General features: G+C 71.2%; 24 protein-coding genes and 1 tRNA gene. 11 read left to right on the top strand and 14 right to left on the bottom strand.

Annotated features, from left to right (window positions below; translation table 11 throughout):
* Positions 1 to 123 precede the first annotated feature (123 nt).
* Positions 124 to 876 carry an SOS response-associated peptidase gene (locus tag NAF06_RS01005; RefSeq protein ID WP_008585884.1) on the top strand — a complete coding sequence of 251 codons (753 nt, stop codon included), beginning with the start codon at positions 124 to 126 and terminating at the stop codon, positions 874 to 876.
* Between the two features lie 29 nt (positions 877 to 905).
* Here the strand turns inward: NAF06_RS01005 and NAF06_RS01000 are convergent, their stop codons facing one another.
* From NAF06_RS01000 to NAF06_RS00975, 6 genes are all read right to left on the bottom strand, one after another.
* A complete protein-coding gene (locus tag NAF06_RS01000) occupies positions 906 to 2,429 on the bottom strand; it encodes a small ribosomal subunit Rsm22 family protein (protein ID WP_008585886.1) in 1,524 nt (507 codons plus the stop codon).
* Between the two features lie 16 nt (positions 2,430 to 2,445).
* Complete coding sequence (locus tag NAF06_RS00995) at positions 2,446 to 3,219, bottom strand: NAD(P)-binding domain-containing protein (RefSeq protein ID WP_008585898.1); 774 nt, start codon at positions 3,217 to 3,219, stop codon at positions 2,446 to 2,448.
* Positions 3,220 to 3,303: 84 nt separating this feature from the next.
* On the bottom strand, positions 3,304 to 3,924 hold the full coding sequence (locus NAF06_RS00990; protein WP_008585903.1) for a class I SAM-dependent methyltransferase: 621 nt from the start codon (positions 3,922 to 3,924) through the stop codon (positions 3,304 to 3,306).
* A 74-nt stretch (positions 3,925 to 3,998) separates the two neighbouring features.
* Positions 3,999 to 6,953, bottom strand: a complete 2,955-nt coding sequence (locus tag NAF06_RS00985; RefSeq protein ID WP_008585907.1) for a hypothetical protein — start codon at positions 6,951 to 6,953, stop codon at positions 3,999 to 4,001.
* Positions 6,954 to 7,028: 75 nt separating this feature from the next.
* Entirely contained in the window at positions 7,029 to 8,327 is a 1,299-nt protein-coding gene (locus NAF06_RS00980; protein ID WP_008585908.1) for an MFS transporter, read from the bottom strand.
* 79 nt (positions 8,328 to 8,406) lie between these two features.
* Positions 8,407 to 9,069, bottom strand: a complete 663-nt coding sequence (locus tag NAF06_RS00975; protein ID WP_008585909.1) for a DsbA family protein — start codon at positions 9,067 to 9,069, stop codon at positions 8,407 to 8,409.
* 147 nt (positions 9,070 to 9,216) lie between these two features.
* Here NAF06_RS00975 and NAF06_RS00970 point away from each other — a divergent pair, with 147 nt between their 5' ends.
* Positions 9,217 to 9,618, top strand: coding sequence for a DUF5779 family protein (locus NAF06_RS00970; protein ID WP_008585910.1), 402 nt, complete (start codon positions 9,217 to 9,219; stop codon positions 9,616 to 9,618).
* 33 nt (positions 9,619 to 9,651) lie between these two features.
* On the opposite strand, the gene NAF06_RS00965 is transcribed toward NAF06_RS00970, so the two are convergent.
* On the bottom strand, positions 9,652 to 11,268 hold the full coding sequence (locus NAF06_RS00965; RefSeq protein ID WP_008585911.1) for a long-chain-fatty-acid--CoA ligase: 1,617 nt from the start codon (positions 11,266 to 11,268) through the stop codon (positions 9,652 to 9,654).
* 98 nt (positions 11,269 to 11,366) lie between these two features.
* Between NAF06_RS00965 and NAF06_RS00960 the strand changes: the two genes are divergently transcribed.
* From NAF06_RS00960 to NAF06_RS00945, 4 genes are all read left to right on the top strand, one after another.
* Positions 11,367 to 11,609, top strand: coding sequence for a hypothetical protein (locus NAF06_RS00960; RefSeq protein ID WP_008585913.1), 243 nt, complete (start codon positions 11,367 to 11,369; stop codon positions 11,607 to 11,609).
* 116 nt (positions 11,610 to 11,725) lie between these two features.
* Positions 11,726 to 11,800: transfer RNA gene (locus NAF06_RS00955), tRNA-Met, on the top strand.
* A gap of 412 nt (positions 11,801 to 12,212) precedes the next feature.
* Positions 12,213 to 12,824 (top strand): translation initiation factor IF-2 subunit beta, encoded by a 612-nt coding sequence (locus NAF06_RS00950; protein ID WP_006628684.1) that lies wholly within the window; start codon positions 12,213 to 12,215, stop codon positions 12,822 to 12,824.
* 141 nt (positions 12,825 to 12,965) lie between these two features.
* Positions 12,966 to 14,141, top strand: a complete 1,176-nt coding sequence (locus NAF06_RS00945; protein WP_008585914.1) for a M24 family metallopeptidase — start codon at positions 12,966 to 12,968, stop codon at positions 14,139 to 14,141.
* A 55-nt stretch (positions 14,142 to 14,196) separates the two neighbouring features.
* Here NAF06_RS00945 and NAF06_RS00940 read toward each other — a convergent pair whose 3' ends face one another.
* From NAF06_RS00940 to NAF06_RS00930, 3 genes are all read right to left on the bottom strand, one after another.
* A complete protein-coding gene (locus tag NAF06_RS00940; RefSeq protein ID WP_008585915.1) occupies positions 14,197 to 14,349 on the bottom strand; it encodes a hypothetical protein in 153 nt (50 codons plus the stop codon).
* Positions 14,350 to 14,433: 84 nt separating this feature from the next.
* Entirely contained in the window at positions 14,434 to 16,791 is a 2,358-nt protein-coding gene (locus NAF06_RS00935; RefSeq protein WP_008585917.1) for an ATP-dependent DNA helicase, read from the bottom strand.
* 109 nt (positions 16,792 to 16,900) lie between these two features.
* Complete coding sequence (locus tag NAF06_RS00930; protein WP_008585926.1) at positions 16,901 to 17,557, bottom strand: HAD family hydrolase; 657 nt, start codon at positions 17,555 to 17,557, stop codon at positions 16,901 to 16,903.
* Between the two features lie 136 nt (positions 17,558 to 17,693).
* Between NAF06_RS00930 and NAF06_RS00925 the strand changes: the two genes are divergently transcribed.
* Positions 17,694 to 18,146 carry a TIGR00725 family protein gene (locus tag NAF06_RS00925; protein ID WP_008585927.1) on the top strand — a complete coding sequence of 151 codons (453 nt, stop codon included), beginning with the start codon at positions 17,694 to 17,696 and terminating at the stop codon, positions 18,144 to 18,146.
* 17 nt (positions 18,147 to 18,163) lie between these two features.
* Here NAF06_RS00925 and NAF06_RS00920 read toward each other — a convergent pair whose 3' ends face one another.
* Positions 18,164 to 19,315 carry a cobalamin-independent methionine synthase II family protein gene (locus NAF06_RS00920; RefSeq protein WP_008585932.1) on the bottom strand — a complete coding sequence of 384 codons (1,152 nt, stop codon included), beginning with the start codon at positions 19,313 to 19,315 and terminating at the stop codon, positions 18,164 to 18,166.
* A gap of 81 nt (positions 19,316 to 19,396) precedes the next feature.
* Positions 19,397 to 20,440, bottom strand: coding sequence for a diphthamide biosynthesis enzyme Dph2 (gene dph2, locus NAF06_RS00915; RefSeq protein ID WP_008585933.1), 1,044 nt, complete (start codon positions 20,438 to 20,440; stop codon positions 19,397 to 19,399).
* Between the two features lie 175 nt (positions 20,441 to 20,615).
* On the opposite strand from dph2, the gene NAF06_RS00910 reads away from it, so the two are divergent.
* From NAF06_RS00910 to NAF06_RS00895, 4 genes are all read left to right on the top strand, one after another.
* Entirely contained in the window at positions 20,616 to 21,272 is a 657-nt protein-coding gene (locus NAF06_RS00910; RefSeq protein WP_008585944.1) for an alpha/beta hydrolase, read from the top strand.
* Positions 21,273 to 21,341: 69 nt separating this feature from the next.
* Positions 21,342 to 21,716, top strand: coding sequence for a YlbF/YmcA family competence regulator (locus NAF06_RS00905; protein WP_008585946.1), 375 nt, complete (start codon positions 21,342 to 21,344; stop codon positions 21,714 to 21,716).
* Between the two features lie 105 nt (positions 21,717 to 21,821).
* Positions 21,822 to 22,520, top strand: coding sequence for a MinD/ParA family ATP-binding protein (locus NAF06_RS00900; protein WP_008585951.1), 699 nt, complete (start codon positions 21,822 to 21,824; stop codon positions 22,518 to 22,520).
* Between the two features lie 104 nt (positions 22,521 to 22,624).
* Entirely contained in the window at positions 22,625 to 23,245 is a 621-nt protein-coding gene (locus tag NAF06_RS00895) for an RAD55 family ATPase (RefSeq protein WP_008585952.1), read from the top strand.
* 62 nt (positions 23,246 to 23,307) lie between these two features.
* Here the strand turns inward: NAF06_RS00895 and NAF06_RS00890 are convergent, their stop codons facing one another.
* Entirely contained in the window at positions 23,308 to 23,568 is a 261-nt protein-coding gene (locus tag NAF06_RS00890; RefSeq protein WP_008585953.1) for a DUF8049 family protein, read from the bottom strand.
* A 164-nt stretch (positions 23,569 to 23,732) separates the two neighbouring features.
* Positions 23,733 to 24,662 carry an FKBP-type peptidyl-prolyl cis-trans isomerase gene (locus NAF06_RS00885; protein WP_008585954.1) on the bottom strand — a complete coding sequence of 310 codons (930 nt, stop codon included), beginning with the start codon at positions 24,660 to 24,662 and terminating at the stop codon, positions 23,733 to 23,735.
* Positions 24,663 to 24,733: the final 71 nt, after the last annotated feature.

Below are 24,733 nucleotides of genomic sequence, written 5' to 3'. Positions count from 1 at the left end.
GGTACATAATGGTATCTGAACGGGAATCGAAACTGAGGCCGACGCCGCATTTCAGCGAACGCGCCGACCGCGGGGGACGGCCGGCTGCGCCGAATTGATGCCTGTCCGCGCCGAGGGAGGGGTATGTGCGGGCGCTACACCCTCTTCACGCCGACCGACGACCTCGAAGACAGGTTCGACGCCGACTTCGGTGGCCACGAACCGAGCTACAACTGCGCGCCGGGGCAGTCGCTGCCGGTGATAACCGACGACGACCCGAGCGAGGCGACGCGGATGGAGTGGGGGCTCACCCCCTCGTGGGCCGACGAGTCGTTCGACCTCATCAACGCCCGCGCGGAGACGGTCCGCGAGAAGCGGAGCTTCGCCGACGCCTTCGAGCGCCGGCGCTGTCTCGTCCCCGCCGACGGCTTCTACGAGTGGGTCGACGGCGGACGGCCCGGTGACGGCGGGCGGGGCGGCCCCGGGAAGACCCCGTACCGCGTCGCCTTCGAGGACGACCGCCCGTTCGCGATGGCGGGGATCTACGAGCGGTGGGAGCCGCCGACGCCGGAGACGACGCAGACCGGACTGGACGCGTTCGGCGGCGGAGGCGGGAGCGACGGGGAGGGTGACGAGGGCGACGAGTCGGATGCGATCGAGACGTTCTCGATCGTGACCACCGAGCCGAACGACCTCGTCGCCGACCTCCACCACCGGATGGCGGTGATCTTGGACCCGAGCGAGGAGGGGGCGTGGCTCCGCGGGAGTCCCGACGAGGCCGCCGCCCTGCTCGACCCGCACCCGAGCGACGACCTCACCGCGCACCCGGTGTCGACCCGGGTGAACTCGCCGAGCGTCGACGCGCCCGACCTGATCGAGCCCGTCGCGGGCGACTGAGCGGCGACCGCCGGAGGGTGTCCGGCCGCTCAGGGCGCGACGAGGTCGACGACCGTCTCGTCGTCGACGACGACGTTGTACGCGCCCTCGTCCTCGTTCCAGAGGACCAAGCCGTTCTCGACGAAGACGACCGCCCCGTAGTCCGCCTCGCGGAGGTCGCGGTTCAGCGCGGTCTCGCGGGTACAGACGAGGTAGTGGTCGGTCGCCTGCGAGCCGTCGCCGACGCGGTAGAGGGCGTTGTCGCCCTCACTTAAGTCGTGGCTCAGCTTCACGGCGAGGTGGTTCACCCGCTCGGTGACGTGGCGCTCCGACTCGGCCATGCGCGCGCACCGCTCCGCGCTCGCCTCGACGTCGACGCGCCGCCGCCCGTCCGGGCGGAGGATCGAGTAGGCGAACTGGACGTCGACGTTGACGAACTCGCCCGGCTCGTCGGTCTCCCCGCGGGCCGCCGCCTCGTCGAGCCGACGCTGGAACGGCGGGACCGCGAGGTCGCCGGCGACGTCGAACGACCAGCCCGGGTCGGTCGGGACCGCGTCGGGCCACAGCCGCAGCGTCGGCGAGTAGATCTCGGCGTCGCGCTCCGGGTCGCCGCCGGAGGCGACGACCTCACGCTCGATCCGACGCAGCCCGATCGCGGTGTTGCGGTCGGCGGGCGCGAACGCGACGAGGCTGCCGTCGGGCGCGAGCGCGTCGAGCGCGGCGTCGGCGACCGCGACCGGGTCGGCGAACTCCGAGAGGACGTTGCCGAAGAGCACGAGGTCGAAGGGGTCGTCGGTCGCGGGGTCGGCGGCGTCGGAGGCGTAGCCGGCGTCGGGATCGGCGGCGTCGGAGGCATCGGCGGCCGCGGGGGCGGCTCCCCCGCCGCCTTCCAGACCGAGGAACGCCTCGGCGGTCGTCTCGTGGACCGTGGTCCGGAAGTTGCGCCCGGTCTCGTCGAGCATCCGGTCGAGCACGTCCGTCGCGGCGCTCGGCTCGACCGCGTGGTACTCGACGACCGCGTCGTCGGGGAGGTAGTCGCAGAGCCCGAGCGCGGGACCGCCCACGCCGGCCCCGACGTCGAGGACGCGGAGCGTGCGGTCGAGAAGTCCGTTCTCGACGAGGTTGTCGAGGACGTACCCGACCGTCGCGTAGTAGGCGGGCAGGTGGTAGATCGCGTACCCGAGCGCCGCGACGCGGTCGTACTCGACGTCGTTCTCGTAGAGGTAGTCGGCCTTCAGGTCCCGGACCCGCTCGCGGAGCGCGTCGCCGGACTCCCCGCGGTGCCAGTTCGCGCCGTACTCCTCGACGAGGAGGTCCTCCAAGGCGAACGTGTACCGCTCCGGGAGCGCGTCGGGCGACCACCCCGGCTGTCCGACCGGGCGCTCCTCGACGGGGACGAACGTCCCGTCGTCGCGCTCGCGGAGCCGGAGGTCGAAGGCCTCCTCGCGGAGCGTCTCGCGGACGACCGCCGGGTGCGGCGTCCCCTCGATGTACTCGGCGATCTCCTCGGGGTCGATCGGTCTGACGTTGCGCAGGTAGTTCGCGTTGTTCCGAACCGCGGTTCTGTCGATCATGGGTGTCTGTCTCTCCTCACTCCAGCCGGTCCCGCCCCTCGCGGTCGCCGCGGGCGCGCTCGTAGAGGGCGGCGAACGCCTCGTCGTCCGCCGCCGCGATCTCGGCCGCGGCGTCGGCCACGTCGTCGGCCCCGTCGAACGCGCGCTGGATCTCGGCGTACACCGCCGGCGACCCCTCTGTGACGGTGTCGGCGATCTCGTCGAGGGCGGCCGACACCGGGGTGTGGAACTCCTCGCGGACGGGGTCCGCCGCGAGCCGCCACGCGAGCACCGCGGCGTGCGCGCCCGCCTGAACGGACTCCATCGCGGCGTCGTGTTCCGCGGCGGTCGTCTCGAACACGTCGTTGCCGCCGGCCTCGACGGCGGCCGAGAGCGACTCGACCGTCGGGCCGGGCTCGTCGACGACGACCGCGACGTTGCCCGGGACCCGCGGCGGCGCGAAAAGCGGGTGGTAGCTCGCGCGTTCGAGGTCCGGGGCGTGTTCGCGCATCGCCGCGACCGCGTCGGTCATCTCGCCGGAGACGTCGACGATCGCCCGCTCCGCGCGCGGCGCGTACGCCCCGACCGCCGCCGGGACCGCCGACATCGGGACCGCGAGGCAGACGACGTCGTGGACGGTATCCCCGTCGGCGTCGACCGTCCGCGCGTCGCGCTCGGCCGCGGCGTCCTCGGCGACCGCCGGGTCGCGGTCGGCGAACGCGACGCTCGCGTCGACCGGCGCGTCGTCGGCCGACACGGTGTCGGCGACCCAGCGCCCGATCTCGCCCGCGCCGACGACGAGTACGTCCATCGGTTGGGAGAGACGAGGCGACGCGCCGGTTAAAAGGACTCGCCTCGGCGCGGCGGCGTTCGGAGGGCCCCTCGGGTCCGGCGGTCAGTCGGACGCTCGGAACGTCCGCGTGGTGTCTCTGTCGCCGCGGACGACGTCGACCTCGACGAGGCCCAGCGAGGTGAAGACTCGGTTCCAGTCCCGGTAGTACAGCGGCGTCTCCTCGTCGACGTAGTTCACGTCCGGGTCGGACGGGGCCGAGTCGCGCGTCGGTGCCTCGATCTCCGCCGTGACGAGGACCCCGTCCGTGATCCTGGCGATCTCTCCGAAGACCCAATCGGCGTCGGGGTGTAGGTGCTGGAGCGTTTCGACGGAGTAGACCGCGTCGAACCGCCCGTCGTCGAACTCCGTGACGACCTCCTCGATGGGGCCGCAGCGGAACGTTCCGTCCTCGGCGAGGTCGGGATACGCCTCCCGCATCGTGTCGAACGCCTCGGGGTCGATGTCGACGCCGGAGAGGTCCTCGAAGCCGTGGTCCGCGAGGTGCGCGAGGTGGCGGCCCGAGCCGCAGCCGAGTTCGAGGACGCTCGCGTCGCGGCGGAGGTTCCGGTCGAGGGCGTCGCGGATCACCGAACTCGTCTCGTTCGGACCGTAGTGCGCGTAGTACGCCGGAGAGTACTCGCCCGTCCGGTTCGTCCACGACTCTCGGACGGTGTCGATATCCACGTGTGTCGGCCGAGACAGAGGGATAAAACCCCGTCGAACGGCGTTCGACTGCGGCTCCGCCGGATTCCGGCCGACTACTCCTCGTCGCCGAGGGGTTCGCGGTGGAGCACCTCGCGCTCGCGGAAGACGACGACGGCCATCCGGGCCTCGCCGTCGACCGCGACGGTCGTCTCGTCGCCCGCCGTCACCGTGTCGGCGTCGGGGTCCCACGGGCGCAGTCCGTCGGTCGCCGGCTCCACGACCACGTCGAGGCGTTCAGCGTCGACGGCGTCACCCCCGGCGTGTACGAGCGTCACGACGCCGCCCGACTCCTCGCCGTCGGACGGCTCGTACGTGACCTCAAACGTCGCCTGCGGCGGGAGCACGTGCTCCGTCACCGTCCGCGTCTCGCCCCCGCCGGTCCACTCGACGGCGACCTTCGTTCCGGCCGCCAGGTCGCCGAGGGACAGGGTCTCGCCGCCGGTCAACCGGTCGGCCTCGTCGGCGGGCTGCGCGTCCGCCGGCTCGCCGTCGACGAGGACGCGGAACGCGTCGGCGTCGCGGCGGACCTCGCCGACGTAGCGGAGGACCGTCTCGGACGCCCCTCCACCCTCCTCGCCTTCCCCGCCATCGTCGACGACGAACCCGCGGCGCGGTGCCGCCGAGAAGTGGGCGACGGAGCTGGTCATGGAGCCGTTCTCGAACTCGGTGTGGACGCTGACGACCACGGTGTCGTCGGGGCCGACGTCCGCGACCGTCACCGCGTCGCCGGTCGTCAGCTCGTCGTACTCGGCCGCGAACTCCGACTGCCGCTCGCGTTCGCGCCCCCGCGGCCCGGTTCCGCCCCCCACTCTCACCCGGAGCCGCTCCGGGTCGACCGGCCGCTCGCCGATGTACTCGACGGTCATCGCCTCGTCGTCGGCGTCGTACGCCGCGGCGAACGCGTCGCGGGCCGTGGTCGTCCCGCCGATGTGGTGCTCGCGCTCGCCGCCGGTCCACACGAGCCGCACGCGCGAGAGCGGCGGGACCGGGACCGAGAACGAGTCGTCGGGACCGAACTCGTCGAGCTCGTCGGCGGGCTGGACGTCGGTCGGGGTCCGGCCGGCCTGTAGTTCGAGGTCCGAGGCCGGGAGCGCCCGGCCGCTCCGGTGTCGCACCGTGACCTCGCCCGCGTCCGGGTCGTACTCGATCGACGCGCGGGTGTTCGGCACGACCTCCTCCTCGGCGACGACGGCCGGTTCGTTCGGCCCCCGCCACTCGACCGTGACCGTGCTCCCGAGCGGGAGTTCGCCGAGCACCAGCTCGTCGCGCTCGGAGAGGGTGTCGTACTCGTCGGCGAACTGGGCGTCGGTCGGCTCCCCGTCGACCAGCGTCACGAACGCGTCGGCGGGGCGGGACTCCTCGTCGTCGTACCTGACGACTGTCCCCTCTTCTCCGCGCGAGTGGATCCAGACGCGGGGCGGCCGGGCGCGGTAGTGGACGAGCGGCCCGCCGCCGACGCCCGGCGGCCGCTCGAAGTCGAACTCCAGCCGCACGCTGTCGCCGATCGACACATCTTCGACCGTGACCGCGTCGTCCGGGGAGAGCGTCCCGTCGGTGAACCCGCCACCGACCGTCCGTACGCCGTCGTCGCCGCGGCGGACCAGCCGGAGGTTGCTCGCGTCGGCCTCGCCGTCGCCCTCGTAGGTAAGCGTCAGCACCTCGGTCGAGAGGTCGTAGTCGAAGGCGAACGCCTCCCGGTCGACCCGCTCGCGGGCGTACACGTCGTAGGCGTTCGCGTCCGGGTCGAACCACCGCAGCGCGACAGCCGCGATCAGCCCCGTGTCGACGGTCAGCTCGTCGCCCGCCTCGAAGGCGTCGCCGTCGAGGTGGTCGTCGCTCACCTCCTCGCCGTCGTGCCACAGCTCCAGCTCGGCGGCCGGGACCGGCTCGCCCTCGACGTGTTCGAACGTCACCGTTCCGGCGTCGCGGTCGAACCGGGACCGCACCTCCGCGTCGGGCGACGCCTCGGGGTCCCGCTCCGGCGGTGCCTCGACGACGGCGTCGACCAAGACGACCCCGTCGGTCCGGGTGATCTCGGTTTCGACCGGGACCGCCGGGTCGATCTCGCGCACCAGCCGCTCGGCGCTCTCGTCGGAGAGGCGGCCCGCGTCGTCGGTCGGGCGGATCACGTAGGCGTTCTCCGCCGTCCCGGTCAGGTCGCGGAGCGCTCCGGGGGCGACCTCGAAGCCCGCGGCGAACGCGTCGACGTCGCCCGGGACCCCGGCCGGGAACGGGCCGGCCGCGGCGTCCGGGACGAGCAGCACCGTCTCGAACCCGCCGAGCCGCGGGAGCGCGGCCGCGCCGAGCGGCCCCTCCGCGAAGCGGTCGGCCTCGTCCGCTGCCGCCCGGCCGGCGGTTCGGGCGGTCTCGACACGCGCTTCGGCGGCGTCGTCCGGCGACGCGCTCGACCGACCGCGCGGGCCGGGGACGGTTCCGTCACCGGTCGCGACCGCCGCGACGCCGTCGCCGGCGACGAAGGCGGTCTCGTCCGTCTCGGCCAGCCGCCAGCCCGCGGGGAGGTCGTCCGTCGTCTCGGCGTCCGCGGACGCGTCGTCGTCCGGCCCGCCGTCGTCCGAACCGCTCGGGTCATCTGATTCCGGACCGACCGCGACCGTCTCGCCGTCATCGGGCCGGTCGAATTCGCCGACGGCCGTCGTCAGCCTGATGCCGCGGTCGGCCGTTCGGATCCCGACGGTCGCCGAGAGCTCGTCGGCGTCGACATCGAGCCGTTCGGTCGCGGGACGGACGCGATAGCTGAGATCCTCGTCGGAGTCGGCGTCGACGGCGTCGGCGATGACCGTCGCGTACGTGGCCGAGAGCGCGTCGGCCGCGGGGACCGGGAGGAACGCGTCGGCGAGCGGCGCGGGGACGTCGACATCGAGGTCGGCCGGCGCGCCGGCCGGTCGGTCGAGGGAACTGTCGTCGGTCGCGGGGTCGAGAACGCCTGTCAGCGCGGCGAGCGTCAGGGCGCTACCACCGAGGAAGCGCCGACGGGAGGGTCGTGCCATGATTCGGCGTTGCGCCGCCGTATTTAAATTAACACCGGTGACACAAAGGGCCGCAGTAGTCTCCGAACGCGGCCCTCAGCCCTCGGCCCCGAGTCGGCCGATCAGCCCCGCCCCGGGCGACAGCGAGCGGACCGCCGGCAGCAGCGCGAGCGCGATGGCCAGTTCCAGCCCGCCGACCGCGAGGAACGCCGGCGTGTAGCCGAACGCGTCGGTCGCGCCCCCGCCGATGAGGAATCCGGTCAGAAAGCCGAGCGAGCCGAACACGTTGAACAGGCCCATCGCCGCGCCGCGCACCTCCGGCTCCACGAGGTCGGTGACGAGCGCCATCGTCGCCGGGGCCATCAGCGCGCCGCAGACCCCGACGAGCATCATCAGCGCCGCGGCGATCGGGTACGACGGTGCGACACCGACGCCGACCGTGACGACGCCGTACGCGACCGATCCGGCGACCACGGGCAGGAAGCGACCGATCCGGTCCGAGAGCGCGCCGAACGGGGACTGGAGCAGCGCGAACGGGACGAAGAAGAGCGCGAGCGTCGCGCCCGCCGCGCCCGCCGACAGGCCGAACGTTGCCGGGTCCTGAAAGTAGTACACGCCGACGAGGGCGAAGAAGCCCGCGGTCAGTCGGTCGACGAAGCCGAACGCGAGCGGGACGAGGAGGCCGGGCGTCGTCCGCGCCCGCGCGAGCACGTCGCGGAAGCCGACCGACTCCGTCGCCTCGACCGCTTCCCCATCGGCGACCTCGCCGCTCGAAGCCGTCGCCGCGCGGTCGTCGACGGTCGCCGCGAGCGCCCCCGCCCCGGCCAGCACGACCGCGCCGGCGTACACGGGGTACAGCGCGTCGAGGTCGGCGAGCGACCCCCCGACGACGGAGCCGACCGCCGCGCCGAGACCGATCGCGAGTCCGGCGGTCCCCATGTTGCGGCCGTTGCCGCCGCGGAGGTCCATGAGCAGGGTGATCGACAGCGAGAACGCGCCGATGGTGAGCGCGCCCCCGACGACGCGGACGAGGAGCGCGGCCCCGAATCCGAGGCCCAGACCCGGCAGGGACGCCAGCGCGACGTACGAGGCCGCGCCGCCGAACGCGCCGACGGCGATCAGGGGGATCCGCCTGCCGAGCGCGTCCGAGAGCGCGCCCCAGACGACCGCGAACGTCACGAACGCGCCGAACTCTGCGACGAGGAACCACATCCCGGCGTCGATGCCGGCCGGCGCGCCGAGCGCGACCACCAGGTTCGGCACGCCGGGGTAGAGGAGGACCTGCGAGATCAGCACCGCGAGGACGACCGCACCGAGGCGGCGGCGGCGGTCCGCGGCGTCCGCCTCTGGGGCGTGGGAGGTGTCGGCCTCGGGGGAGAGGTCGGCGTCGCTCATCCGTTTATAAAACGGAACGAACGGGCAAAAGATCGACGCTCCGGGAAACGCGTTCGGTATCGGGGACGGCGCTCGGGCCTCAGAGTTCGGCGTCGATCGCCGACGAGATCGCTTCCGCGGAGTACCCCTCCTGAACCGGGTTCCCGTTCACGAAGATCGCCGGCGTTCCGCCGACCCCCATCGACTCACCCTCCGACTTGTCGCTCTGGATGGCGTCCGCGTACGGCGTGTATTCCATGTCGGCGAGGACCGCGCAGGGGTCCGCGCCGCCCGGCATCTCCTCGGTCGCGCTACCCTGTCCGTAGCTCCCCTGCGACTCGTAGGCCGCCGAGGCGAACTCGAAGAACGCCTCGTCGCCGTGGCGAACGCCGACGCCCCGGGCCGCGCTCGCAACCGGGACCGCCCACCGCTCGTTGACGGGGAGCGGGAAGTCCCGGTGCTGGTAGTGGATGTCACCGGGTTCGACGTACTCCTCGCGGATCGTCGGGAAGTGGTCGAGGTTATACGTCGCACAGTGTCCGCAGGTGAAGTCCTCGAAGACCTGAACGGTCACGTCGGCGTCGGGGTCGCCGAGCGTCGGTCGGTAGTCGAGGTCGGGGTCGGACGGCTCCGACAGGTCGCAGTCGTACGCCCCGGCGTCGAAGCTGAGTCCGTCGTTTCCGCCGCCGCCCGAACAACCGGCGAGGCCGGCGACGCCGACCGCCGCTCCCGCCGCGAGCAGGGACCGCCGCGTGTGTCTCATACCGCCGATCGGTCGGGAACGCACTTAACCACACCGCGACCGTCCCCGGCGGACTGCGGGGGACCGCGGCCGCGGACCGGGGTGGCGGATCGCGTCGCGACGGCGGCGCTCCCGAACGCTTTTGCCGCCGCCTGTCGACCCCCACGTATGAGCGACTGGGACCTCGACCTGCGGGACGCCGAGGCGAAGATGGACGAGGCGTTCGCGGCCGCCGGCGACGTCGTCCTGGGCGTCTTGGACGGCACGACCGACCCGGAGGAGTGGGTCCGCAGCGTCGACTACGGGAACACGCTGGTGCTGTCGATAGACGGCGACCTCAACGAGCTGGCCGCCCCCTTCGCGCGCGACGTGAAGGACATGGACGGCGAGCTGATACACTTCCGGGGGTTCCTCGTCGTGACGCCGCCCGGCGTGAGCATCGACACCGACCGACTGAGCGACTCCGGCGGCGACGCCGAGGAACGCATCGAGTCGGGCGACCCGGGCGAGAACGGCGGCTCCGGGGCGGTCGACGACGCCGGCGACGAAACCGACGACGGAGAGGCCTGATCGGTCCGACCGCCTCCCGATCCCGCCGAGCGACTACCCCTCCCCGACCATCCGATCCTCCTCGTCCCACTCGCGTTCGCGCAGTTCGTACTTCTGGATCTTCCCGGTGGCGGTCGTCGGGAGCGCCTCGACGAACTCCACCTCGCCGGGCGTCTTGTAGTCGGCGACGCGCTCCCGGACGAACGCCTTGAGCTCCTCCGTCGTCGCGCCCGCGTCGTCGGAGTCGCCGCTCTCGGGGACGACGAACGCCTTCGGCGTCTCGCCCCAGCGCTCGTCGGGGGCGGGGATGACGGCGACGTCGGAGACGGCGTCGTGCTCGAAGAGGGTGTCCTCCAGTTCGATCGAGGAGATGTTCTCGCCGCCGGAGATGATGATGTCCTTCTTGCGGTCCTGGATCGAGACGAACCCGTCCTCGTCAACGACGGCGAGGTCGCCCATGTGGTAGTACCCCTCCAGCCGCTCCGAGAACGCCGCCTCGGTGGCCTCGGGCTTGTTCCAGTAGCGGTCCATCACCTGGTTGCCGCGGACGACGATCTCGCCGATCGTCTCGCCGTCGGCGGCCACGTCCTCGCCGTCCTCGTCGACGACGCGCACGTCGGTGCCGAGGTAGCCGATCCCCTGCGTCTTCTTCACCCCGAAGCGGTCGTCGGCGTCGGCGTCGAAGTGGCGCTTCGCGTCCGAGGTCGTCACGAGCGGTCCCGTCTCGGTCGCGCCGTACACGTGTTTGAGGTCCCAGCCGAACTCCTCCTCGACGGTGCGGATCGTCGCCTCCGGCGGGGCCGCGCCCGCGGTCGCGACCCGCACGTCGGCGTCGCCGGTCGTCGCGCCGCCGTGTTCGGCGTGGTGGTCGCCGAGCATGTTGAGCACGGTCGGTGCCGCACAGAAGTACGACACGTCCTCGCCGCGGATCCGGTCGAACGTCTCCGCCACGTCGACCCCGCGGGTACAGACGTGGCGCGCCCCCATGCCGGTGATCGCGTAGATGTGGCCCCACCCGTTGACGTGGAACATCGGCAGCGTCCAGAGGTACACGTCGTCGTCGGTGATCTCCTGGTGGATCGAGATGAGGTACGCGTGGAGCGTCTCGGCGCGGTGGGTGCGGCAGACGCCCTTCGGGTCGCCGGTCGTCCCCGAGGTGTAGTTGATCGTGATCACCTCGTCCTCGTCCATCTCCGGGCGCTCGTAGGCGTCGGGGTCCGCCTCGTCGAGCGCGGCGTCGAACGACTCCCAGTCGCCCTCGACCGCGTCGGCGTCGTTCGTGAGGAACGTCTCGGTCGGCACCTCGTCGCGGACCGCCTCGACGTTCGCGGCGTACTCGGCGTCGGCGTAGATGGCGTCGACCCCGGCGTCCGAGAGCATGTACGAGAAGTCGTCGGGCGTGAGCCGGTAGTTCAGCGGCGTGTGGACCGCGCCGACCTGCATCGCGCCGTAGGCGGCCTCCAGGTGGTAGTGCGTGTTCGGGTCCAACACCGCGACGCGGTCACCCTTCTCGATCCCGCGGTCCTGTAACGCGGCGGAGAACCGGTCGGCGCGCTCTCCTAGCTCCGCGTACGTGTATCGCGTCCCGTCGACCGCGAGGACCGCCTCCTCGTCGGCGTAGTGTCGACGCGCCCGGTCCAGGAAGTCCGTCGTCAGCAGCGGCTTATGCATCGTCTATCACTATCGATGATGAGTAAAATCGTTTGCGGCCGGCGCAACGAACGGTCGCCGCGGGAGGCTTTTCAGGGTAGCCCGCGGACGGAGAGGAAATGAGCGACGAATCCGGCGGGTCGGCGTTCACCGAGGGGTACGTGGTCCCGATCGCGGGGCTGTTGGCGCTGATGTTCGCGCTGATGGCGGGGCTCACCGCGCAGCGCGCGCTCTCCGGCGACCCGGCCGACGTCGCCGTGACGGTGGGGTTCGCCGCCGTCGCCGTGCTCGCGCTCCGGATCCGGATCAAGGCCGTGGCGGCGAGGGGAGGAGAGGTGGCCGACGACGCGAACGGAGAGTGACCCGACCGGCGGCCGGCCCGCGTGACGGGACTGAAACCCGTGGCAGACGCGTGGACGAATCGCACACGGGCGGCGGGATCAGAACCCTTAACACTCGCACGCGGTTTTGCTACGATAGCGGGATGGGATAGCCAGGAGATTCCGCCGGGCTCATAACCCGGAGATCGGTAGTTCAAATCTACCTCCCGCTATCTTCTGTCGACGACAACCGTGAACGGCGAGCGCAGCGAGGCGTGAACGGCGTCGTCGACGAGATAGCCCCGGAGCAGATTTGAATCAGGGAACGGAGGAAGCGGAGTGACCGTGGTTCAAATCTACCTCCCGCTACTTCTGGACGGACGCCACACGCCGAGTCCGGCGTCCGTTTCTCCCTCTCGTTCGGCTCCGTTGGGCTCCGTTGAAATCCTCAAAGAGTGGTTGGCCCTGTCCAACTTGCGGTCGATACAGGAGAAACGACGACCGATCCGCGGTACGGCGGCGAGGGCCGCCGAGTCGTCGCCCTCGGAGGCACGCGTCGACCGCGTCGTTCTTTATAAGCGATCGTCGTCATCGATCGACCCCGAACCCGGAAGCGATTTCCGTCGCGCTGTCGTTCGCTCTCGTATGGATTACGAATCGAGCCTCGACCGCGCGATGGACGAGGTCCCGGACCTGGGCGGCTCCGACGAGCGGCTCTCCGTTCCGGACCCCGAAGCCCAGAAGGACGGGGCGTTCACCCGCCTGACGAACCTCTCCGGAATCGCAGACGCGCTGAGCCGCGACCCCGAACACGTCCACTCGAAGATCCAGCAGGAGCTCGGCACGGCCGGGCAGTACGAGGACGGCCGCGCCCGCTACAGCGGGAACTTCCGCGAGCGCGACTTCCAGGCCGCGATCGACTCGTACATCGAGTCGTTCGTCACCTGCTCGGAGTGCGGCCTCCCGGACACCCGGCTGGAGACGGAGAACCGGACGCCGATGCTCCGCTGTGAGGCCTGCGGGGCGTTCCGTCCGGTCGCGAAGCAGAACACGCAGAACACCCAGCGGCAGGAGGACGCCGTCGAGTCGGGCAACACGTACGAACTCGAGATCGTCGGCACCGGGCGCAAGGGCGACGGCGTCGCCGAGCGCGGCGAGTACACGATCTTCGTCCCCGGCGCACAGGAGGGCGAGACCGTGACCGCCTACATCAAGAACGTCTCCGGCAACCTCGCGTTCGCCCGCCGCGAGAACTGATCCGCCCGGAACGACCGCGGCACCGCTTCCGTTCCTGACGTCGGCACCGGCGCGGCCTCGACCCCGGCACCGGCGTCGACGCCGACGCCGCTACCGTTCCGCTACCCGACCGTTTATCGGCCCGTTCGTTCATCGTGAGGTATGGCCACGCGACTTCCCGAGTCGGCCTTCGCGGACCGGCTCGCAGCCGTCCGAGACCGCCTCGCAGCGACCGACGCCGACGCCGCGACGTGGGTCGGCGCGACGTCCATCGAGTACCTCACCGGCTTCCACCACATCCAGACGGAGCGCCCGGTCGTCCTTGCGGTCACCGACGACCGCGTCGAGATCACCGTCCCGCGGCTGGAGGTCGAGCGCGTCTCGCCGAACCCGCGGATCGACGCGGTCCACGACTACTTCGACTACCCCGGCGGCGAGCCGGTCGCCGCCGCCGTCGAGATGCTGAACGGGCTCGGCGTCGACTCGGTCGCCGCCGACGCCGACGGCCCGCCGGGCGTGATGGGGTACGAGGGGCCCGCGTTCTCCGAGTTCCTCGACGTCGAGACCCAGTCGTGGGTCGACCGGATGCGCTGGGCGAAGTCCGACGACGAGGTCGACCTGATCCGCGAGTCCGCGAAGTGGGCGAACCTCGGCCACCGCTACCTCGCCGACTACTCCGAGCCGGGCGCGCACCCGGCGACCGTCTCGCAGCGCGCGTCGACCGACGCGTCCAGAGCCATGCTCGACACGCTCGGCGACGACTACAGCGTCCGCGTCCGCGGCGACGGCCCGGTCCACGCCGGCTACATCTCCGGCGAGGAGACCGCGCTCCCCCACGGTCACACGCCGAACGAGCGGCTCTCCGAGGGCGACGTGCTTGTCACGGGCGCGACCGCGAACGTCGACGGTTACCGCTCGGAGCTGGAGCGGACGATGTTCGTCGGCGACTACTCCGACGAACAGGAGCACTACTTCGAACTCATGCTGGAGGCGCAGACGCTCGCCATCGACGCCTTGGGACCGGGCGTGCCGGTCGCCGAGGTCGATCAGGTCGTCTGGGACTACTTCGAGGAACAGGGCGTGACCGACCTGGCGCAACACCACGTCGGTCACAACATCGGTCTCGGCGGCCACGAACCGCCGTACATCGACCGCGGCTGGGGCGAGCGTTACGACGGCGACGACGCCGTGATGCGGCCCGGCCACGTCTACACGATCGAGCCCGGCCTGTACACGGACGAGTGCGGCTACCGCCACTCCGACACGGTGGCGATCACCGAGTCGGGGACCGAGACGCTCACCACCTTCCCGCGGGACATCGACTCGAACGTCGTCTGAGGGGGTCGCCGCCGGGTCCCCCGCCGGCGTCCGTCCGGCCGCCCGATTCGGTCCGTTACTCCACCCGCTCGACGGCGACGCGGTGACCGGTTTCGTCGACGTGTTCGCGCCGGAGCCCGTTCGCGTCGACCGCGGCGTCACACAGGCGTTCCAGCCGGCACTCGCGACAGACGAGGTGATACCGTTCGTTCCGAGAGACGGCGTCCATGACCGTAGGAGGATCACGTAGCCGCATAGTTACGACCCGTCTACCGACGGTAGGGGACCGTTTATCCGGTGAGACGCGACCGACTCACTCGCTCGCCGCCGGGCGGCGCGACTCGAACCGGTCGAGCGCGATGTCGACCATGTCGGGGCTCACCGGCTGGAACTCCTCGCGCTCGTGGTCGGGCAGGTACTCCCGGACGCCGTTCCACGAGTCGCGGGCGTAGCGGGCGTCGAGCAGCACGCGCACCCCGCGCTCGTCCGGGCCGCGGATGACCCGACCGACCGCCTGCCGGGCCTTCCGCACCGCGGGGACGGTGAGCGCCGTCTCGAAACCCGACTCGAACCGGCGGTCGTAGGCCGCGATCACCGCCCGCGTCCGCGGCTGTGCCGTGTTGATTATCGGGACGCCGCAGATCACGGCCGCGGCGAGCCGGTCGCCGCGGTAGTCGACGCCCTCGGTGAGCGTCCCGCGGAGGCTCGTCACCAACACCTTCCCGTCGCCGGCGAAGAAGTCGTCCTTCAGCGACTCCGTCTCGCGGTCGTCGGAGGACTCGTCTAAGAGGACCGGCTTGTCGAGCCGGTCGGCGAGCGCCTCCGCCATCCACGTCGCCTCCGCGTAGTTCGGCGTCCCGACAAGCACGTTGCCCTCGCGGCGCGCGACCGCGGCCGTCGCGTCGACGTGCGCGAGCCGCGTCGGGTTCTCCTCGCCGGGCGCGCCGCGGTTCTGGTGGGTGAACTTCGGCGCGTCGACCGCGAGGCTGGCGCGGTTCTCCTCCGGGAACGAGAGGCCGTACGTCCGCTCGACCACCGGTCGCCCGCGCTCCGCCAGATGATCGAGTCCGGTCACCTCCCGGAACAGGTCCATCGGCTCCAGCGTCGCGCTCATGAGGACGCCGCCGCCGAAGGAGGCGAGCCGGTCGCCGATCGGTTCGCTCGGCAGGCAGTTGTGGAGCGCGAGGCGCGCGTTGTACGCCCGTCGCCACGAGTCCGGGGGCTCCGTCTCGTCGAACGTGCGTTCGAGCTCGATCGCCCGGAAGAAGTCGGTGTGTCCCTCGCGGTACCAGGCGTTGAGGGTGCGACCGACGCCCGGCGCGGCGCGCTGCTTGTCCTCGTCTTCGAGCGAGTCGAGGACGCGCTTGACGACCGCGCCGACCTGTTCGGCGCGCGCCCAGACGCGCTCGCCGTGGCCCTCGCGGTCCGCCCACGCCGTGATCTCGTCTTCGGCCGGCTCCTCGGGGTCGCGGAGCGGGATGTCGTCGTCGTCGAGGTCGCGCATCGACGCCCGCCAGTCGGGGCGTTCGCGGTCGAGGTGCGCGGTCACGCGGCGGTCGAGTTCGCCGCGGAGGTCGGCGTAGAACTCGCGCACCGCCTCGATCTCCTCGACCGTCACGTCGGCGTCCTCTAACTCGCCGCGGACCAAGGCGGCGTCGTCCGACTTCGCGCCCGCGGACTCGAACGAGAGCGGCTGGACGACGCGCGTGAGTTCGTTCTCGGCGTCGCGGAGGCTCGCGTCCGCGACTGCGTCGCTCACCAGGTCGCGGACGCGCGGTTCGAGCATGTGCGCCTCGTCGCAGACGACGAACGTCGAGTCGTCGAGCAGCGCGCCGGTGAACGTCCCGGTCGTCACGGGGTCGAACGCGTGGTAGTAGTTGCCGATGACGACCTCCACTTCGGGGACGAGCGCGCCCATGATCGAGTGGGGACAGGAGCCGTGCCCCGCCGCGAGCCGGACGAGCTCGTCGGCGTCGACGTGGCCCAGTTCGGTCACGTCGAACGGGACCGCCTCGGCCGGGTCGCCGTCCTCCGGGAGGTCGTCGAGGAAGCCGGCGTAGAAGGGGCAGAATTCGGTCCCGTCGTACTCCTCGGTGTCCGGCCGGTACGGTGTCGGCTCCCCGTCGACCGAGAGGTACTCGCCGGAGCCGGACGCCTCGTCCGACGCGCCCGAGTCCATCAGCCCGACCTGCTGGCTCCGCGCCTCGCTCACGAGGTTCGAGGTCGTCGTCGCGCCGCCGTCGCCGACGAGGTTCCGGGTGCGCTCGCGGAGCCCCTCGCAGCGCTCGTACACGTTCTCGCGGTCGATCCCGCCGCGGTTCTCCCGAGCGTACGGACAGACGTCGGCCTTGCCGACGAGCGTGAGCCCGGAGACGGGGTCGTAGTCGCTCGGGAGGTCGTCGTTTATCGCCCGCAGGTCCGTCTCGAACTGGCGCAGCTGCTGTTTGACACTGGTGAGGACGAAGACGCGCTCGAAGTCGGACGCCGGGTCCCGGACGCGGTCGAGCCCGGCGGTGAGCGCGAGCATCGTCTTGCCCGTCCCGCAGGCACCCTCCAGCGCGAGGAAGCCGCCGTCCTCGGCCGCGTCGACGGCGGCGTCGATGCCGTCGGCCTGCTCGGGGTAGGGTTCGGGGTGGCCGAAGAGGTCGGCCCACGGGGGCGAGTCGGTCACGAGAGCGAGTTACGCGGCATCGAATTTAAACGCTTCATCGGCGCGGCGGCCGAACGCCGCGGAACCGCGCGGCTGTGCGACCGCGGCGCTGACGGGCGGACCGCGCCGCTCACTCCACGATGTCGTGGAGGTCGGAGAGGTCCTCGATCTCCCAGGTCGGCCAGACGTTCAGCTCCCAGTCGCGGCGGTGGGGGCGGCGGATGAACGCGGAGTCAATCCCTGCGTTCTCGGCCGCGCGCACGTCGGACTCGTTGTCGCCGACGAACAGCGCGTTGCCCGCGTCGAGGTCGCCGAGCGCCTGCTCGATGTAGTGCGGGTTCGGCTTGCGGAGCTGGAGCGAGTGGATCGTCGGCTCGCGGCCGTACGCGGCTCCCATGCGATCGAACCCGTCGAAGTGGTCGACGAGGAAGTCGACGGTGGCCTGCTGGTTCGAGGAGACGATCCCCATCTCGACGTCGAGGTCCTGAAGTTCGTCGAGGTCGTCGTACGGGGTCTTGCGTCCCTCGCGGGCCTCCTGCTGTTGCGCTCGCGACACCACGTCGTCGCGCGTCCGCCAGAACGACCCCGGATCGAGGTCGTACGTCTGACAGACGGTACCGACGCTGCCGGGGGTCGCACCGATGGTCATCTGCTCTACGTCGTCCGGATCGGGCTCCTCGACGCCGCACTCTTCGAACGCGTTCCGGGTCGCGTCCCGGAGCACGTCGAAGCGCGTGCGGCCCACGAGGACACCGTCGTTGTCGAACACGACGGTATCGTACGTCATAGCCTCCGTTCACGGCGAGCAGGGATAAGGGTTTCAGTGCCCGTCTCGGCGACGAGAATCGCCGCGATCCCGCGGCTCGCACCGACAGTAGCGGCCAGCAGTCGGTTTTACCACCCGTCGGAACGCTCGTCGACCCATGCGCGTCAGCGTCATCGGCGGCAGTTCGATCGGTCCGGGGACGGCCGCGGTCGCGGAGACCCTCGGCGAGCGCCTTGGCGAGCGCGGTCACACCGTCGTCTGCGGCGGCCTCGGCGGTGTCATGGAGGCGGTCTGTCGCGGCGCTCGCGAGGCGGGCGGCGAGACGATCGGGATCCTTCCGACGGACGACCGCGGGGACGCGAACCCGCACGTCACGACGCCGATCGCGACGGGACTCGGCCACGCGCGCAACGCCCTGGTCGTGATGAACGGCGACGCCGCGATCGCGGTCGACGGGGCGAGCGGGACGCTCTCGGAGATCGGACTCGCGCTCGCGCAGGGGCGTCCGGTGGCGGGGATCGACACCCACGACATCGACGGCGTCGCGGCCGTCGACTCGCCCGCGGCGGCGGTCGCGTACGTCGAGGATGCGGTCGGGTCTGACCGGTAACTTCGGCCGCGGTCCCCTCAAGCGAGCCGCTCGCTCGCGATCTCAGCGCCCTCGACGAGCGCGTCGAGCTTCGCCCACGCGATCTCGGGGTCGACCATGCCGATCCCGGCCTGCGTGCCGAACCCGCAGTCGGGCGCGGCGACGAGCGGGGTCCCCTCCGCGGCCGCGTCGGCGACGCGCTCCAGGCGGTCGGCGATCGTCTCCGGGTGGTCAATGATGTTCGTCTTCACGTCCACGACGCCCGGGATCAGCGTCCAGCCGTCGGGGACCGGGTGTTCCGCGAACGCGCGGTACTCGTGTTGGTGGCGGGGGTTCGCCTGTTCGACGCTGAGTCCGGTGATGTCGGCCTCGTAGATCAGCGGCAGCATCTCGGCGAGGTCGGTGTCGAGGTGGTGGGGCCCCTCGTAGCTCCCCCAACAGGTGTGGAGCCGGACCTGCTCGGCGGGCACGTTCGCGAGCGCCTCGTTGAGCGCCTCAACGTGGAGCCGGGTCGCGTCCTTGGCCGCCTCCAGCGGCTCGTCCGCGTACGCCGCGGTGTGGCCGACCGTCAGCAGTTCGGGCGCGTCGATCTGGAGGGTGACGCCGGCGTCGGCGACGAGTTCGTACTCGGTCTTCATCGCCTCCGCCACCGCGAAGAGGTACTCCTCGTAGTCGCCGTAGTGCTCGTCGACGTGCGTCGCGGTGACGACGCTCGGCGACGCCGCGGTCATGAACGCGTCGTCGACATCGCGGTCGGCGGCCGCCAGCGCGTCGGTGAGTCCGTCGATCTCGGCCTCTGCCTCCTCGCGGCCCGTGTACTCGATCGGCCCGTCCACGACCGGGTGTTCGGAGAGGTCGATCACGTCGGTCTTGAACGTCTCCTCGGCGTAGGAGGGGAACTCCTGGAGGTCGGCCCACAGCTCCGTCTCCTGCGTCCCATCGATACCGCTGAGGCGGTCGGCGACGTACCAGTTGAACGAGACGCGCGACTGCTCGCCGTTGTTGATCGAATCCAGCCCCGTCTCGACCTGTCGGTCGACGACGTCGCGCGTCGCCTCCTCGACCGACGCCTGCCACTCCTCGTCGTCCACGTCCTCGCCGTCCTGCCGTCTCGTGAGCAGGTCGAGCAGCGCCGGCGGTCGCGGCAGGCTTCCGATGTGCGTCGTCCCGATGTGTCCGTCGTTCGCCATTACGGCACACGTCTCATCGGGGGAACTAAAGCGCCGAGGATCTGGCAGAAGCGGCCGATGACGAAGGGTACGCCGGAGCCGTTACCAGGTGTCGTGGAACGTGTCGAACTCGATCGAGTCGAGCGGCTTCTCGCCGATGGCGGCCTCGTACTCGCCCGGCGTCAGCATGGGCTTGTGGAACCGCGGGCCGTCGTCGGTCGTGATCCGGGGACAGCCCGTGTTGACGAACGCGTCCATGTCGAAGTTCCGCAGGCGGTCCGGCGTCACCTCGTCCATCGTGATCAGGTAGGCGTTCTCGTTGTTGTCGACGATCTCTTGGGCCGTCTCCCACCGGCCCTGTCCGATCTTCGTACAGAAGATGACGCCCCACTTCTCGGCGTCCATCGCCTTGTGGACCGCGGCGTAGCGCTGCTTGAGGAACTGGTCGTGCTCCGCGACCGACACCGCGTTGTTGACGGGGTCGGCGATGACGACGCGCTTGTCGGGGTGTTCCATCGCGAGGCCCACCGGGTGGAACTTCCCGCCGCCGACGTACAGCACCTGGTCGGCGTCGATGTCCGCGGAGGCGTAGTTACAACCGAGCACCTGCCCCTCCTTGGTGAGGCGGTCGTCGCCCCGGCGGGTGTGGACCTCGTAGCCGCGCTCCTCCAGCCAGTCGGTCATCTCCTCGAACCGGTTCATGTGCTGGGCCGTCGTGACGAGGCCCACGTCGGCGTCCTCCTCCGGCGGGGACAGCTCCTCCGCCAGCGCGTCCTCCATGATCGGGAAGGGGTCGACGTTCGAGAACAGAGGGACGTAGACGATGCTGTCGGACTCCTTCATCGGCGTGTGGCCGAAGTGGACGAACACGTCCGTCCGGCGCATCAGGTACGTGTCGAGGTCGCAGGCACCGTAACACGGCTGTCCCGACAGCATGAACGTCACGTCGTCGGGGGCGACCTCGCGGAGGTCGTCGGCGACCTTCGGGCCGCGCCGCTTGAGTCCCTCGGGGAACTGGAGGCCGACCTTCGTCGCGTCCCGCTCCTCGATGGCCTCTAGGATCCGGTCGAGTTCGTAGTCCCACTCGCGGTCGTGTTTCAGGGCCATCCCCGTCTTCGTCAGGTCGCCCTCCGTGGAGCCGCTCATACTGAGCGAATTGTGCGGCAGGACGGTTAAACGGCGCGTTCGGGGACGGGTGGCGTAACCGGTCCCGGTTACTGGTGGAAGCGTCGGGCGCCGTCGCCCGATCCCACTCGCGACACCGCTTCCGTCCCTGCCGCGGCCGACGGACCTAACGGCTGCCCCCGTCAACCCCCGGACGATGACAGACGTTCCGCTCGAACACGTTCACCTCGCGCCCGACGAGGGCGCGGACGGCGAGCCGGCACCCGCCGTGTTCGTCCTCCACGGCCGCGGTGCCGACGAGGAGGACCTGCTCCCGGTCGCCGCCGAGCTCCCGGACGAACTCCACGTGATCAGCCTCCGCGCGCCCGACCCGCTCCAGGGCGGGTACACGTGGTACGAACTCGACCTCTCGGCCGGCGGGCTGGAATCGAGCCAGCCCGACGCCGCCGACTTCCGGCGCAGCCTCGACCGGATCGTCGAGAGCGTCGAGGCCGCGGTCGACGCCTACGGGCTCGACGCCGACCGGATCGGCCTGCTCGGGTTCAGCCAGGGCGCGATCACGAGCCTCTCGCTCCTCTTGGAGGACCCGGACCGCTACGCGTGGGTCGTCGCGCTCCACGGCTACCTGCCGGAGTCGCACGGCGACCTGGATCCGGACGGGATCGAGGGCAAGCCCGTCTTCGTCGGGGCGGGCGCGGGCGACCGCGTGATCCCCGACGAGCGGACGAACGCCGCCGTCGACCGGCTGGAGGAGGTCGACGCCGCCGTCACTCACGGGAGCTTCCCGGGCGGACACGGGATCGGTCTCCAAGAGCTGGAAGCGGTCGTCGAGTTCGTCGCGTCGCGGGCGTAAGAGACGCCGAAATCGGACCCCGACCCCCGGCTCCGGCAGGTTCAAACCGCTCGGTCACGACGTTCGGGTATGAGCGTCGAACAGGTCTCAATCGAGGACCTCGGCCGAGAGCTCGGCGAGCGGATCGCCGAAACCCCGGAGTACGAGCGGTTCGAAGAGGCGAGAGCGGCGGTCCAGCGCGACGAGGAAGTCCAGAGCCGGATCGACGAGTTCGAGCAGCTTCGCGCGGAGTTCATGCAGGCGCGGCAGTCCGGACAGGCGACGAACGAGGGGCTCCAGCGCGTCCAAGAGGCGCAGGACGAACTCCACGCGATGCCCGTGATGAGCGAGTACCTCGACGCGCAAGACGAGCTGGAGGACACGCTCGAAGCCGTCAACGAGGCCATCTCGGAACCGCTCGCAGTCGACTTCGGCGGCGAGGCCGGCGGCTGCTGTCAGGACTGACCGGCGGCGGGGCGGAAGTCACGAGCGGTCGCGTTCGTGACCGACCGGCCGTCGCGCGGGGCGATTCTCCCGACTATTTATCCCGGATAGCGACGCACACCGCCCGTGATAGCCGTCGCCGGCGGCAAGGGCGGAAGCGGAAAGACGACGACTACCCTCGGGCTCGCCCGCGCGCTCTCGCGGCGCGGCGCTCCGGTGGTCGCGGCCGACGCCGACTGGGACCTCCCGAACCTCGCGCGACTGGCCGCGGAGACCGGGGCCGATTCGGCGACCGTCGGACCGGGATCGGGAGCCGTCGGGGGGGACGCGCGGACCGTCCTCGACGCGGCTCGCGGCGGCGACCCGGTGCGGCCCGACCGCGCCGAGCCGACGGTCCTCGCGGCCCCGGAGGCCCCGCAGTCGGTCGACGCGAACGCGACGTTCGACGCGTTGGACGGCGCGACGCCGGATCCAGCGCCGGTGTTGCTCGACTGTCCGGCCGGGGCGTCACCCGACGTGGCCGCGCCGCTGCGGGCGGCGGACCGCGCGCTGATCGCGACGCCGCTCCGGCGTGCCGCGCTCCGGGACGCAGCGAAGACGGCGGCGATAGCGGAGCGCCTCGACTGCCCGCCGCTCGGCGCGGTCGTGATCGGCGAGACGGACGTCCCGGACGAGGTGGCGTCGCTGCTCGGCTGTCCCGTCCTTGGGGCGATACCGGACGGCGGGGCCGCCCCGCTCACCGACCCGAGCGTCCGGAGCGCGTACGACGACCTCGCTCGTCGGCTCGCCGGGACCGCGGCGGGGACGGGGTGGCGGATCGCGTGAGGGTCGCGGGAACGAGCGGCGTCGGAACGGGGGACGACGGGGCCGTCGGCGGCCGAGAGAGCCGCCATCGACAGACCCAAACGTCCACGGGCGGCAGCGATCGTATGGTGACGCTACCGACCGGGATCTCGGTGCTGGACCGGCAGTTCGGCGGGGGGCTCCCGAGCGGTAGCGTCGTCGTGTTGAAGGCGAACCCCGACAGCCAGTCGGAGCTCATCCTGAACCGGTTCGCGAGGATCCGACGGTGTCGGTACCTGACGACCGTCCGGTCGGCCGGCGCGGTGGAGGCGGCGCTCAGCCCCGACGGGGTCGAGGAGACGACCGTCGAGGCCCCGAACGACGCCCGGGACCTCGACGAGGCGGCGTCGCTGACCGAGGACCTCCCCGAGAACGGGACGCTGATCGTCGACTCCGTGGAGCCGCTGGAGGCGGAGACCGCCCCGTCGGCGTACGCCGAGTTCCTCGACGGGGTGCGGTCCCGAGTCGACGACGCCGACGGCGTGGCGCTGCTCCACGCGCTCCGCGGCGGCGAGGACCCTCGAACGAGGCGGGTCACGGAGCAGATCGCCGACGTCGTGTTCGACCTCCGCACCACGGTCACCGGGACCGAGATCGCGAACCGCCTCGTCGTCTCCAAGTTCCGCGGCGGCGCGGCCCTCGAAGAGCCCCTGAAGCTGAAGCTCACCGACGAGGTCGCCGTCGACACGAGCCGCGACATCGCCTGAGCCGGGGCGAAGCGGGGCGGGGGCGCGACGCGGCCGCAGATCGGTCCGGTTCGGTTTTCGACTCAGATCACCGCGGAAGCGGCGAGGACGGCGACGCCCGTGGCAACCGCGGCGACCGCCCAGTTCCGCGCGGTGTCGAGCGCGCCGTACGGGCCGCCCTTCCGCGAGAAGAGGTACAGCGCGTACACGGCGATCGGTGCCAGCGTCGGGAGCCGCCCGACCGCGACGAGGTCGGTGAAACTCGACAGCAGCGCGACCGCGACCGTCGCCGCCGCGGCGCTCGCGGCGACCAGCGCGTCCTCGCGCGCCCGTTCGATCTCCATGTGCGGTGTGGGCGGGCGGGCGGGCAAAAGGGATCTGTTCGCCGGTCGCGCCGCTCCGCGGCTCGGTCGGGGACGCGAAACCGCACGACTGCGGCGGCTCCTCGGGAGGGGATACGCCGCGAAAGAATCGAGTGGCTCGGACGGACCGAGCGGGTCGGGGTCGACTACTCCTCGTCGATCTCGTCGACGATCTCGTCGGCGTCGACGTCGACGTCCTCGAGCGCCTCCTCGATGTCGACGTCACCGGCACCGCCGCCCATGCCGCCCATCATGCCGCCGAGACCGCCCATGCCGCCGCCCTCGATGACCTCCTCGATCACGACGCGGTCGAGGCCGAGGCGGTCCATCAGGTCCTGCGCGATCTGCTGTTTCTGGAACATCCACTGCTGGTTCATCTGCATCGCCTGCGTCGCGGTGACGTAGAGGACGTCCTTCTCTACCTCCTCGGTCTCGACGGTCTCCTCGCCGTCGTCGTCCTCGGTGACGGTCTCCTCCTCCTCGGTGACCGTCTCGATGCGGACCTCGGGGGCCTCCTGGAGGTACATGCCGAGCATCCCCGACGCCTGCTCCTCGCGGTCGTCGATGGCTTCGAGGATCTCGTACTCGTACTCGAGATCCTCGCCGGCCAGCGGGTGGTTGAAGTCGACGCGGGCGCGGCCGCCGATGATCGTCTCGAGGTGGCCCTGCCGGTTGTCGATCTGGACCTGCGCCCCGGGGAAGCGGTCGTCCTCGGGGATCTTGTCGGCCTTGACCGTCTCGACCTCGTCGGGGTCGTACTCGCCGAAGGCGTCCTCGGCGGGCACGTCGACGGTGCCCTCGTCGCCGACCGCGCCGCCGACGAACGCCTCCTCGACGGAGGGGAACACGTGGCCGGCACCGAGCGCGATGATGCGCGGCTCGAACTCGTACTCGTCGACGTCGATTTCGGCGTCCTCGGCCGTCTCCTTGTCGGTCGTGTCGATGACGCGACCGTCGTCGGCCGTTCGGATCGTGTACGCGACGCGGACGAAGTCGCCGTCTTCGAGTCCGGCGTCGGTCTCGGTCTCGGTCTCCTCGGCCTCGTCGGCCGCGTCCGCTTGCTCCTGATCGCTCATACCTGAAGGTCACCTGTTACACCCTTAAGAAGCACGGTTCGGCGCGAGGGCGGCCGACGACCGGGAAACGG

This window comes from Halorubrum hochsteinianum (assembly GCF_023702125.1).
GTDB classification, from domain to species: domain Archaea; phylum Halobacteriota; class Halobacteria; order Halobacteriales; family Haloferacaceae; genus Halorubrum; species Halorubrum hochsteinianum.
This window is presented reverse-complemented; position numbering and strand designations above follow the sequence as displayed.